Source organism: Paenibacillus polysaccharolyticus (genome assembly GCF_900102085.1).
GTDB lineage: Bacteria > Bacillota > Bacilli > Paenibacillales > Paenibacillaceae > Paenibacillus > Paenibacillus polysaccharolyticus.
The window spans coordinates 198,550-210,450 of sequence record NZ_FMVM01000006.1 but is presented as its reverse complement, the minus strand read 5'-3'; the positions used below and the strand labels follow the sequence as shown (position 1 = coordinate 210,450).

Here is an 11,901-nt window from a genome sequence, read left to right as displayed (position 1 = left end):
GTCCAAAATGAAGGCGTATGACTACATAGGGCTATAAAAAATCATGGATTACTGCATATTTGTGACAAATGCTTGAAATGATGCACATTTATAAGTGGTGCTATTACATAACGCATATCAGAAGTGAATCGTTTTGTGGTAGAATTCCCTGTTCTATTCGCTCTGAAACATACTTTATTTACGAGGCTTGCGGCCGGCAAGCCCGCTCTCTAATGCGTAACGAGTGAGCTGCACCCGGTTCTCCAGCTGTAGCTTCTGCAGAATGTTCTTCAGATGATTCTTGACGGTCTGATCCGAGATGCCGAGCTGCTCGGCAATTTCACGATTGGTGTACCCGGCAGATACCCATTGCAGAATCTCCAATTCGCGAGCGGTTAACGGATTCTCTTGCACATCCTCACTGCGAGGAGCGGGGAACTCCTGCAATATTCGGTATGCTAGCTCCTTGCTCAGCGGTGCATCGTCACTAACAATGGCGCGAAGGTATTCCAGCCAAGTGGAAGGAGACAAATTTTTGCGTAGATAACCTTGGGCTCCTTGTTTCAATGCTTCAAAGAGGTAAGTGACATCATCCGATACGGTGACCATTACGATCATGACGTATGGGAAACGCAGTTTAATCTGCCTTGTTGCTTCGAGTCCATCCATATCGGGCATCTGCACATCCATCAGAATCAGGTCAGGCATCCAGTGTTCGGTTAACTCAATCGCTTCCTGCCCATTTTTGGCTGTGCCAATGACTTCGAACAGGCTATCTTCGGATAAAATGGTGCATATCGCCTCACGCGCATGTGCGTGATCGTCAACAACCAGTACACGTACCAGTTCCATCACGTCTGCCCCTTTCCAATGATCATTTGTGTATTACCTGATGCTGAATCAAGCTGGAATGTCCACCCCATCTGCTCGGCTCGTTCTTTTGTGATTCGTAAACCGTACCGGTCCTTGAACAGCATCGGGTCGCCCTGAATTCCAATACCATTGTCACGGATATGAACAGACCAGTTAGAGGCATTGCCTTTAGTGTAAACTTCCACTTTGGTAGCATGGGCATGTTTGCGTACGTTAAGCAGTGCTTCCCGAATACAAGCAAGCAGTTCTACCTGCTCTTTGGCTGAGAAGGAAACCTCGGTCAGATTCCATTCTATATCTGCTTCCGGAACGGTATCACTCACGATAGATTCGACCTGAGCCTGCAAAGCAACGGCTTCGGGATCGGCAACAGGTGAAGGTACATAACGCAACTGGGCAATGGCTTGCCTTACATATGTATTGACTTCGTGCACGGTTTTTTGAATCTCGCGCAGATCCTGCTCATGGCTCGTGCCTGCAAGACTGCGTCCTGCTTTGTCGGTCTTTACCGAGAGCAGGAATAGCGATTGTGAAATGCCGTCATGCAGTTCCCGGGCAAGCTGGTCACGCGCCTCAAGCGCCGTTTTGGATGCTCGCTCTTGTTCGAGGGCAGCTCGGGCCCCTTCTAACATCAGGAACAAACGGCTTAGCAGTGTCACGCTGACAAGATAAACAATCACAGGTGTCAACCAGTTTCCGGCATCCATCGATAGATACGGCATCAGAAACTGATGGCGAATATATTCCCACAGTCCCACGGTGATGGTGGGAATCAGCAGGATCATCCATTTGATCTGTTTATAGGACATATATACATAACTCCTTTTAAGGGCTGGATACATCATACTGTAGCAGGTTGTACCTTTTCCACAATGAGGGTAATGGGATCATTATAACGCAACCTTGTCCAAGACCCTAGTCCGGGCTGTTTACAGGAAATGGGGGAGCATCATGGAGTATTTAGAAGGATATCTAAGAACACAGAGGGTTGAAATACTGTCACGCTAGGTGAGGGTTGATGTGCTCTGCTCAGGAGGGCTCTGCCCGTTTTCGCTATGAGGGAAGGTCCTCTATACTTATATAGAACGCAAAATCATTACAAAACATGTTAAGGAGTGACGCAGCAACATGAGTCAAGAAGTATTGGAACGTCGCAGTGAATTGCTCAAGAAGAACATTCACCAGATGCTTGTTCAAGACAATCAGCACGGGATCAGTCGCCAAGACAACATGTTTTTGCAACAGATGATCAAAGAGTTACATCAGACCTCGCATGAACTGAATACGATGAGTAACGAGGAGTCTTCACAAGACTGAACAGGCCCCTGATGCATTCGATGAATCAAATCACACTTCACATCACGATGAAAAATGAAAATGGCGCTATCCCTCATGGGGATAGCGCTTTGGCGTTTATGCATATATCAGACTACTGCAATAGTTGATGAGCCGCTCGTTTCTCGATATACCGAATGAACAACTCCGCGAGTTCCGGGTCAAATTGCGTACCTGAGCATGTCCGCAACTCCTCTATGGCCTCATCCACATTTTTGGTTTTCTGATAAGGTCGCTCGGTGGTCATGGCATCAAAGGAATCGATCACGGTCAGCATCCGGCACAGCTTCGGAATTTCATGACCCTTCAGGCCGTAAGGATAGCCATGGCCGTCATAGCGCTCATGATGCAATTCAATATACGGAATCAGATCGGCGAAGCGATCATTTGTCATCACCATTTTTTTGCCCCAAGTCACATGACCCTTGATGGTATCCCATTCCTCACATGTCAGCTTTTCTCTTTTGTTCAATATAGACCAGGGGATCTCCAGCTTGCCAATATCGTGAATCAGCGCCCCAAGCACGAAACGCCGCTTTTCTGCATTGTCTAGTTTGAGCACTTCGCTAATATCGAGCGCGTATTTATAGACCCGTTTGGAATGTTTGAACGTATCCATATCCTTGTATTGAAACAGGTTCAGCTGCTGCTCGATGTCGCGGACGTCTTGAACCAGATCAATCTCGTGCTCCATACCGTCATTGCTACCATAGCGATGTACGTTGTTTTTGCCCTGCTTCTTGGCATAGTAAAGCGCTTTGTCCGCCTGATCCACCAGTTGAGACTTGTTATACATATCCACTTGGTATGCAGCAATTCCGGCAGAGAAAGAGAGACAGCCATGCGGTAATACCTCTACCCCTTCAAAAGGGGTATCATTCAGCTGTTTGCGTAACTTATTCATAAATCTGTAAGACTCATCGAGTTCCATGCCTGGCATGAGCAACGTGAATTCTTCTCCACCATATCGAAAAGCGGTAACGGATGTGCCTTCGGTTTTGCGAATGAGAAAATCCCCAAGCAACGCCAGCAGGCTATCACCTTGAAGGTGACCGAACTGATCATTATATTTTTTGAAATCATCAATATCAAGCAATCCCAGACAGAGGGGCGTTCCTTGCGTACGAGCTTTGTTTAGCTCCGTTTCCAGCATGCTCTCGAAATAGCTATGGTTGAACAATCCTGTACGCTGATCCGAGTTTGCCTTTTCTTCAATGGACTGGTACATGATGAACAGTTGCTTGAATGCATGAGATAACAAGATGCTGAGGCTGAGATATAAAAATAGACCAAGCACACCGTTATGTACAACCAAAATGGTAAGCACAAGCGCCAAAATAAGTGTACAGAGGTAAACCAGGAGGGATTCGGTTACGAATGCCCGTTTCATCTGCTGTAATGCATCTTTGGTTGAAAAATGAAAGAACAATCCTAGCGTAATGGTATTAATAATAAAATAGGCAGCCAGCGCTGCAACATATGGAATCAGGTTGTAACTATCAATTGCTCCGACCTGACCACCTGTCCATTCGAACACAGTGGCGGCTCCGGTGATCATGAGACTATAGATACTGAAATTGACAACATGTTTCCACCAGGCAAGCTTGCGGTCTTTAATTAATAAAATGATAGAAATCGGCAACAACACCGAGAGGCTGAATGCCCCGCCAAACATAAATATGCAGGCCAGATACACAGAGGAATCCATCGATTGCTGGTTACCCTTCGGGGGAATCTGGAACGTAAAATAGTCGAGGATGAGCGCGGCTCCCAGCATGGTATAAACCATGACCCAATCGGTTGTAGTCAGATGTACATAAGACCACTGGTTCATATAGATAAAAACGCCAACCCCGGTGCAGCTAAGCAAAATAACATACATCATGCTTCGATCTGCTTTTCGGATAAGGTTACGAATAAAGTTCATAGAAAATCTCCTGCTTGGATTTAGTCAACTCGTGATGTTAGGTATAAACGAACGGTGCAGTATCACGACATCTTATAAAGATAACAGACTCCTGCTCGATGCATTTATATTGGTTATTGTTGTATAGGTATATACTATATATTTTTTAACATAACAAGATCGCTTCCAAAAATCCAGCAAGAAAAAACAGGCCGCTCGCAGCCTGTTTGTCTGGTGTGGCAGCAGAACCTAACCGCCAAGCTTGTATCCCGAGGTAAGTGCTACAACGACAGACGCTACGATGATGGCGTTGATAACAATGCGGGAATATTTGATACCCTCGAATTTCTTCATGGAAAAGACCTCCCTTCCTTGGAGTCTGGTCCGATGCTCACCCAATTCTCACTGGGTTTGATATGTTTCTGCGGACGATATATCTTCTTTGCCCCGATTCACCATCATGTACTGGATAAACAGGAATATGCCAACATTCATCACGACATCACCAATGCTGATGACCTGTGTTCGTGGGTATGGACTCGATAGCGGGATGATGTCGCCGAGAAAGGCAAGATGGGTTGATGCGTCCATCATATAATGCTTGGATACGGCGGTGCCCTCCCGAAGCAGATCGACATAATAAGGCCCGAGCACAGCAGAAGCTTCAACGGAGACGGGCATGCGACCACCATTAAAAGCCATCACGATGAAGTTGAGAAACACCCCGATCCAGATCAGCGTGAACCCCCGATGATGTCTGTTGAGCCATAAAAAGATGAGGCCGGTGATATAAACAGCGGCAAACAGATAACCATTAATGGATGCTACCCAGCTCAACCGCTCCTGCATATAGAAAATGCCAAACTGGAAGAGTAACAGTAGAGGGAAGATCCAGCCGCCGCGTAGCTGGAGTGTTGCAAACTGGTTGAGCCCATAGCGGACCCCACCCCTGAATAGACCAACAATCAAGCCGATCAGAATACCGTCGTATACCATGATTAACCCCTGTTCTTGCGGACGTGCGCAACGATACTTGCGTGTTTGTGTACATAAGAAATTCGACCTGATATTGGCAATTCCTGCATGGTCAAAATGATTTTTAAGAAGAATTTTGTAAAAGCATATATAAAAGCCGTCTTCCCGAAAAATAGAGGTCGAAACCTGAATCCGAATCGGTGAAGACGGCTTTATATTTTGCTAAAAAATGATCATTTCATTCAAGTGTTTATCTAGGGCGATATTTACTCGGAACCACCATTCAAGTAATTAAAGAAAGGCTGATCCACCCAGAAGTTGTATGAGGTGATGTTTGCTTCAGAAGCCAGCTTGCGGAATCCTTCCTGAATCGCCTTGGCATTTTCTTTAAGTGAGAAAGATTGGGCATAATAATGACCAAGCGTAATTTTGTTGTTTGTAATCACTGGGAAATTAGCCAGTGCGGTTGGTGAGTAATACAGCGGCTGCCACCAGGAGTTGATGATCAGTGGAGATTGGCTGTTGCTGTTCTTTTTAGCAAATTTCAGAACGATGTCGTTGAAACGGGCTTTGTCCGCCGTGTTGTTAAATTCAAACTGAATGTCATATTCCTTCGCATAAGCGATGTAATTGCCATTCTCAATCTGCGTAACTTTGTAATCTGGTGTTTCTTTCGGCTCGCCCCACTCTTTCAAATAGATAAAAGCAGATGTCTTCGGCTGGAATTGTACATCGGCATCGATGCCTTCGCTACGAAGCAGGCCAATCAGCTGTACTGCATGATTGATGCTATCATGACCATAAGTTAACGTCAGTTCATCGATAAAGTTGGAGTCAAATCGGCTGTCTTTCAGGTTGTAGCCTGTAACGAGATCTTCACGTAGCGCCTGATCTACAATCTTTCTCAGTTCCGGAGCTTCAATCAGATCTGCCGTGCGATATGCAGCATAGAGCTTGGAGTAGATATCTGCATCATTGGAGCGTCCAATTTCATTTTTATATTTACCTTGGCTGATTAACACACGTCCAAGCAAAATGTTCGCTGCATCCTTGCTTGCTGCACCGCCCTTAACCAGAGCGGGATACAGACTCTCCGGAACAAGTCCTGTATCAATGGCCGCGGCCAGTTCTTGTCCAGCTTGTCCTTGCAAACGATTCGGCTTGATGCCTGCTTTGGTAAGGGCCTTCGCTGTTTTGTCCACAGGATAGGTGTAAGCGAGTTCTTTGAAACCAGCTGCCTTGACGGCGAGGAATACCGCTGTGTAAATGCTCAGTTGATCTTTTGCACGTACCTCCGTTGATGTTAAAACACCGTTATTGAATAGAGCAACAGCTGCCTCGTAGGCGTCGTCACCCGATTTCAGATCGCTGAAGGCAGGTGCCTTTGTGGCATCCGTACTTGTAGTGGAGGCGGAACTTGCTTGCGTAATGGCTGCTATGGCTTTGATAAAATCACTCTTGGATGATTGCTGTGGCAATTGAACACCGTACTTGGCTTGCAGGAATTGAGCGAAATCTGCTGCACTCTCTGTGTAGACAGCTGGTGCTTTTGCCGCAGGGGTGTTCACTTGTAGCGTTTTAGGTGCAACTGGCGTTGCGGATGCTGCAGAAGCAGAAGCGGGCAGACTTAGACTGCCGAGGGTTACCGGAGCGGCGAGCAGGGCTGCCAGCGTAATCTGGGTGATCTTTTTCAAATGAAAAGCCTCCTTAAAATAGGTTGAAAATGATAGGTGAATGAAATATAATCCTGACAAATCCTATCAGAATATAATAATTGGATTGACTTTAGCACGGAGTCGCGCCAAATGTCAACGAAAAAAAGCCAGTCATAACATGGCTTCCAAAGGCTGGAAATCTCTGTTCCTGCGATGATCTTCCATATGAGTGTATACGCTGAAAGTTTTATTGACAAGGATCGACATTATCCGCTAGGATAATAAAAAAGATTATTGAAAAGGGGAATTTTCAAAATGAAAAGAGGTTTATCGTTCGTCTTATCAATTGTTATGTTGTCTATTTTGCTGGCCGCTTGTGGGAAATCAGCTACTAAAGACGAACAATCCGCTCAAGGCGGCGATTCTGAAAAATCCCTGCGAATGGCACTGGTACTTCCTGAAAAAATAGGGGTCAACCCTTTCTTTGTACAAATGGATGAAGGCTTCAAAAAAGCAGGTAAAGAGTTCAAGGTGGATACCAAAACGATTGAATCAACAGACCCTGCAGCATTCGAGCAAAACCTGCGTGCAGCTGTTGCTGAGAATTATGATCTGATTATTACAGCAACGTTCCAGGCAGAAGATGCACTCAAAAAGGTTGCTGCCGAGAATCCAAACAAGTCGTTTGCGATTGTAGACACAGCGATTGATCTGCCTAACGTTCGTAGCGTTGGTTTCCGTGAATATGAAGGAGCGTACCTGCTGGGTGCTGCTGCTGGACTTTCCACGAAAACGGATAAAGTGGGTATGGTCGCTGCAATGGACATTCCTTTGATTAAGAAATATACAGAAGGTTTCAAAGCAGGTCTGGAGTCGGTTAATCCAAAAGCAGAATTCCTGGTGAACTATGTTGGTGGTTTCAATGACCCGGCTAAAGCGAAAGAATTGGCACTGGTGCAATTCGGCAAAGGTGCTGACTTCATCGCAGGTGCATCTGCTGTAGGTGATCTTGGGGTGTTCGAAGCGGCTAAAGAAAAAGGCTTCTACACTTCTGGACAAGATACAGACCGTACAGTAGAAGATCCGGAGCATATCGTACTGTCCCAGTTGAAATCTACGGATACTGTGGCTTATGAGACCGTGAAAGATTTTGCAGAAGGTACATTCAAAGCAGGCGCAGTGAACTACGGCTTGAAAGAAGACGGTGTAGGTCTGACATACGTTACGCGTGACAGTGAGTCTCCATTGAATGCATTTGTTGGTCAAGAGGTTATCGACAAAGTTAAAGCGATCAAAGATGACATCGTATCCGGTAAGATTGTAGTTAAAGATCCATTGCAACAATAGTAAGGATATAAATCACTTCTTATATATGATCTGAAATATTTCATATGAAGAATGAGCAATAAACTGATGGATGTGTAATCAATCTAGTTAGCCGGCTGCCCAACCAGGCAGCCGGTTTTGCTACTGTTACTAATCATTTATGTCCAATATAACGTTTACACGATAACGGAGAGGATAGATATAACCTGAAGAAGCAGCGCGGTTGCCTTTATCACCGGATTTTCCCCTTCATAAGGGAATCAGAAAAATCCGGAGATAACAGCAATCGGAAGGTTAATCTATCATCGGAGTGGCAAGTGTAATCAATTATAGCTTGACTTACATCAACCGAGAGGAGCGAACGCAAGGTATGCTGTTGGAGATGGAGCAAATTACGAAGAAATACGGTAGCTTCACGGCGAACAAGGATATCCATTTTAATCTTCGCGAGGGGGAGATTCATGCTCTCGTCGGGGAGAATGGAGCAGGGAAAACGACGCTAATGCGTATGCTGTACGGGATGGAGCAACCGACAACAGGCACGATTAAAGTCCGTGGGCGCGAGGTAAGCTTTGCAACACCATCTCAGGCTATGGCGAGCGGGATTGGCATGGTGCACCAGCATTTCATGCTGTTTCCATCCTTTACGGTAGCGGAGAATATTGTCATTGGACGTGAACCTGCGGCGGCAGGGGTATTTGATCGAAAAAAAGCGGCAGCTCAGGTCGATGAATTGGGCAGACAATACGGCATGCCGGTCGACCCGTGGAAAAGAGTTGGAGAATGTCCCCTGGGTATGCAACAACGTGTAGAAATTCTTAAAGTGCTGCATCAGGGAGCAGACATCATTATATTGGATGAACCTTCGGCGGTGCTTACTCCGCTTGAAGTGAAAGAACTGCTGGCGAATATGAAATCGCTCGCGAAGCTGGGCAAAACCTTTGTCATTATCACACACAAGCTGCAAGAGGTTATGGATGTTGCGGATCGAATCACCGTACTTCGAGATGGACAAGTCACAGGTACATTAGAAGCGAAGGATACCGATGTAGAGGAGTTGTCACGTCTGATGGTAGGGCGTGAACTGGTTCGAATGGACAAACCCGCATCTGTTCCGGGTGAAGCTGTGCTTCAGGTGGAAGCTGTTCAACTCTCGGGAGCCAAAGACCGCTCTGCACTTAATAATATTCATATGAAGGTTCGCAAAGGTGAAGTGGTCGGGATTGCGGGCATCTCCGGTAACGGTCAATCCGAATTGATTCAGGTGATTGCCGGGTTGCGGAAGCCGGATGGAGGGCGAGTGCTTCTATCCGGACAGGACACGACCAATTGGCCGGTACGCCGGATTCGGGAGCATGGTCTCGCCCATATTCCGGAAGACCGCTATATGTGGGGGGCTGCGAAGGATGCCAGCGTGAAGGAGAACGGACTGATGGGGCACCATCATCGTCTGCAAAAGCGGGGCATGATCAAGGCCAGAGCAGCCAAAGCAATGGTGGAAAGCTGGATCAAACATTTTAGCATCAAGACAGGCTCGGCGGAAACAAAAGCCCAATTTCTATCGGGCGGTAACTTGCAGAAGCTGATTGCTGCACGTGAATTTGCGCAGGATACACCGTTCCTGATTGCGGCAGAGCCTACACGTGGGGTAGATATCGGTGCAATGGAGACTATTCACGCGGAATTGTTGCGCAAGCGGAATGAGGGAGCAGGTATCCTGTTGATCTCATCCGAGTTGTCAGAGATTTTGCAATTATCGGATCGCATTATCGTGATGTATGAAGGCGAGATTGCCGGAGAACTTCCGGCAGCGGAAGCGACAGAAGAACAGATCAGCTTGCTGATGGCAGGAGGGAAAGAGCGGGTATGAATCGGGTAAAAGAAACACTTCGCGGACTTGTGCAGCCGCTACTTGCCGTATTGATTGGCTTGCTCGCCGGTGCGATCGCCATTCTGGTCGTTGGCGGCAATGTCATAGATACGTATGCCGAGATGTGGAAGGGTGCCTTCGGTAACTTCTACTTCTTCACCAATACATTGGCACGTGCCACGCCGATTATTTTGGCGGGTCTGGGTGTTGCACTGGCATTCCGCGCCGGATTTTTCAATATGGGTGCGGAAGGCCAGATGATTCTGGGCGGACTCAGTGCGGCGCTCACGGCGCTTTATCTGCCAGGGCCGGGCTGGTTCGTATGTATTGCTGCCATCTTGGCGGGAATTATCGCCGGCGGTGTGTGGTCCCTTTTTGCAGGGTGGCTGGATGCACGCTTTGGCATGAACCTTTTGATTACCACACTACTGCTTAACTATATTGCGACGTATTTTGGTGGATATATGGTTTCGTATCCATTCAAAGATAAGACAGGATCAGCAGCGATGGCGCAGACACCAATGATTGATCAGAGTGTCTGGCTGCCGAAGCTATTTCAGGGTATGGGACTGCACGCGGGTTTCATTATAGCGATTATAGCGGCGATGGTGATCTACTGGTTTACGCATAAAACGGTGACGGGTTATGAAATTCGTATGCTGGGTAGCAATCCGTCTTTTGCGGCTTATGGCGGTGTTCGCCGGATTCGTATGATGATGCTGTCCATGGTCATTAGTGGTGGACTTGCAGGTCTTGCGGGTGCTGGCGAAGTGTTAGGTACGCAGTATCGTTTCCTGGATGGCTCGTTATCCTCGGCAAGTTATGCGTGGAGCGGCATCATGGCTACATTGCTGGCGCGCTCGCACCCACTGGGTACAGCTGTAGCGGCTATTCTGCTCGCGGCGTTACAGACAGGGGCGATGGGCATGGAGCGGAATACAGATGTCCCTCTGGAAGTTGGTAGCGTAATTCAGGCTGTCTTGACACTGTTTGTCTCGGCACAGATCGGTTATTCCTTCCTGAAGCGGAGAAAGGAGAAAAAGTCCAATGCAACAACTGTTTGATGCAGCCATGTTTGGCTCAACCTTGCGGATTATGACGCCGATTCTGCTCGCAGCACTTGGCGGGGCTTTATGTTCGCGCGTCGGTCTGTTTAACGTGGGTTTGGAAGGACTGGTGCTGATCGGGGCATTCTCCGCGATTGTGGGCAATTACTTGTTCGGCAATGTACTCTTGGCAGTACTGTTTTCGATTATTATCGTGATGCTGTTCTCGGCGCTTTTTGCATTTATAAGTATTAATCTCAAGGCTAACGCCATCGTCGTCGGTATATCGTTGAACTTTCTGGCGGCGGGACTCACGACCTTTGCCCTGCGGGCAATCTTCGACGTAAAAGGTGCATACTATGATAAAAATATGGTGGGCCTCCCGAAATTGGACATTCCGCTGATTAAGGATATTCCTTGGGTGGGCACGGTGTTATCTGGTCATAGCCCACTCGTATATCTAGGCATTATTATTGTTATTGCTTTACAGTTCTATCTATTTAAAAGTGTATCCGGCTTCCGTCTGCGTTCCGTAGGCGAGAACCCGATTGCAGCACAGAGCATTGGCATCAAGGTACGCGGCATTCAGTATGGTGCTTTACTGATGTGTGGTGTACTGTGTGCACTGGCTGGAGCGCAGCTGTCCCTTGGTCAGGTGACGATGTTCACCGAAGGCATGACCGCAGGTCGCGGCTTCATCGCTTTGGTTGCTACGATGCTGGGACAAGCCAACCCGCTTGGGGTGATGGGATCTAGTGTACTCTTTGGATTCATGGAAGCACTCAGTATTCGTCTGCAAGGCTTCTCTCTGCCGACCCATTTCACCATGATGTTGCCGTATATTGTAACACTGGTGGCGATGTTCTTTTTCAAAGACCGGACGTATGCGCAGGATGCATTGAAAGCAGGCGGAAGCTCACGTTAATTGTAGCAAAG

Annotated in this window: 10 protein-coding genes; 5 read left to right on the top strand and 5 right to left on the bottom strand. The window is 47.2% G+C overall.

All coding sequences use genetic code 11. From position 1 onward, the window contains the following. Nucleotides 1-174: 174 nt before the first annotated feature. Both BLQ13_RS10325 and BLQ13_RS10320 read right to left on the bottom strand, forming a co-directional pair. Complete coding sequence (locus BLQ13_RS10325; protein WP_090918831.1) at nucleotides 175-831, bottom strand: response regulator; 657 nt, start codon at nucleotides 829-831, stop codon at nucleotides 175-177. Further along, nucleotides 831-1,661: a sensor histidine kinase gene (locus BLQ13_RS10320; RefSeq protein ID WP_090918829.1), complete on the bottom strand. Its 831-nt coding sequence runs from the start codon at nucleotides 1,659-1,661 to the stop codon at nucleotides 831-833. The genes BLQ13_RS10325 and BLQ13_RS10320 overlap by 1 nt, the downstream gene beginning before the upstream one ends. A 319-nt stretch (nucleotides 1,662-1,980) precedes the next feature. Between BLQ13_RS10320 and BLQ13_RS10315 the strand changes: the two genes are divergently transcribed. Next, nucleotides 1,981-2,169: a hypothetical protein gene (locus tag BLQ13_RS10315; protein WP_090918827.1), complete on the top strand. Its 189-nt coding sequence runs from the start codon at nucleotides 1,981-1,983 to the stop codon at nucleotides 2,167-2,169. Nucleotides 2,170-2,281: 112 nt separating this feature from the next. On the opposite strand, the gene BLQ13_RS10310 is transcribed toward BLQ13_RS10315, so the two are convergent. The 3 genes from BLQ13_RS10310 to BLQ13_RS10300 form a co-directional block, all read right to left on the bottom strand. Beyond that, entirely contained in the window at nucleotides 2,282-4,114 is a 1,833-nt protein-coding gene (locus BLQ13_RS10310) for a bifunctional diguanylate cyclase/phosphohydrolase (protein WP_090918825.1), read from the bottom strand. Nucleotides 4,115-4,495: 381 nt separating this feature from the next. Next, nucleotides 4,496-5,089: a DUF5317 domain-containing protein gene (locus BLQ13_RS10305; protein ID WP_090918822.1), complete on the bottom strand. Its 594-nt coding sequence runs from the start codon at nucleotides 5,087-5,089 to the stop codon at nucleotides 4,496-4,498. A 245-nt stretch (nucleotides 5,090-5,334) separates the two neighbouring features. Next, on the bottom strand, nucleotides 5,335-6,762 hold the full coding sequence (locus tag BLQ13_RS10300; protein ID WP_090918820.1) for a hypothetical protein: 1,428 nt from the start codon (nucleotides 6,760-6,762) through the stop codon (nucleotides 5,335-5,337). 276 nt (nucleotides 6,763-7,038) lie between these two features. Here BLQ13_RS10300 and BLQ13_RS10295 point away from each other — a divergent pair, with 276 nt between their 5' ends. The 4 genes from BLQ13_RS10295 to BLQ13_RS10280 all read left to right on the top strand — a co-directional run bounded on the left by BLQ13_RS10295 (nucleotide 7,039) and on the right by BLQ13_RS10280 (nucleotide 11,890). Continuing rightward, nucleotides 7,039-8,070, top strand: coding sequence for a BMP family lipoprotein (locus BLQ13_RS10295; RefSeq protein WP_090918818.1), 1,032 nt, complete (start codon nucleotides 7,039-7,041; stop codon nucleotides 8,068-8,070). A 349-nt stretch (nucleotides 8,071-8,419) separates the two neighbouring features. Then, nucleotides 8,420-9,919, top strand: a complete 1,500-nt coding sequence (locus BLQ13_RS10290) for an ABC transporter ATP-binding protein (RefSeq protein WP_090918816.1) — start codon at nucleotides 8,420-8,422, stop codon at nucleotides 9,917-9,919. Next, the gene (locus BLQ13_RS10285; RefSeq protein WP_090918814.1) at nucleotides 9,916-10,983 is read left to right on the top strand and encodes an ABC transporter permease; all 1,068 of its coding nucleotides are present in this window, start codon (nucleotides 9,916-9,918) and stop codon (nucleotides 10,981-10,983) included. The genes BLQ13_RS10290 and BLQ13_RS10285 overlap by 4 nt, the downstream gene beginning before the upstream one ends. Beyond that, nucleotides 10,967-11,890 carry an ABC transporter permease gene (locus BLQ13_RS10280; RefSeq protein WP_090918812.1) on the top strand — a complete coding sequence of 308 codons (924 nt, stop codon included), beginning with the start codon at nucleotides 10,967-10,969 and terminating at the stop codon, nucleotides 11,888-11,890. The genes BLQ13_RS10285 and BLQ13_RS10280 overlap by 17 nt, the downstream gene beginning before the upstream one ends. Nucleotides 11,891-11,901: the final 11 nt, after the last annotated feature.

What these genes read in the sequence shown, in the direction of transcription:
- BLQ13_RS10325 (WP_090918831.1), bottom strand. Translation starts at nt 831, where the DNA reads ATGGAACTGGTACGTGTACTGGTTGTTGACGATCACGCACATGCGCGT.
- BLQ13_RS10320 (WP_090918829.1), bottom strand. Translation starts at nt 1,661, where the DNA reads ATGTCCTATAAACAGATCAAATGGATGATCCTGCTGATTCCCACCATC.
- BLQ13_RS10315 (WP_090918827.1), top strand. Translation starts at nt 1,981, where the DNA reads ATGAGTCAAGAAGTATTGGAACGTCGCAGTGAATTGCTCAAGAAGAAC.
- BLQ13_RS10310 (WP_090918825.1), bottom strand. Translation starts at nt 4,114, where the DNA reads ATGAACTTTATTCGTAACCTTATCCGAAAAGCAGATCGAAGCATGATG.
- BLQ13_RS10305 (WP_090918822.1), bottom strand. Translation starts at nt 5,089, where the DNA reads ATGGTATACGACGGTATTCTGATCGGCTTGATTGTTGGTCTATTCAGG.
- BLQ13_RS10295 (WP_090918818.1), top strand. Translation starts at nt 7,039, where the DNA reads ATGAAAAGAGGTTTATCGTTCGTCTTATCAATTGTTATGTTGTCTATT.
- BLQ13_RS10290 (WP_090918816.1), top strand. Translation starts at nt 8,420, where the DNA reads ATGCTGTTGGAGATGGAGCAAATTACGAAGAAATACGGTAGCTTCACG.
- BLQ13_RS10285 (WP_090918814.1), top strand. Translation starts at nt 9,916, where the DNA reads ATGAATCGGGTAAAAGAAACACTTCGCGGACTTGTGCAGCCGCTACTT.
- BLQ13_RS10280 (WP_090918812.1), top strand. Translation starts at nt 10,967, where the DNA reads ATGCAACAACTGTTTGATGCAGCCATGTTTGGCTCAACCTTGCGGATT.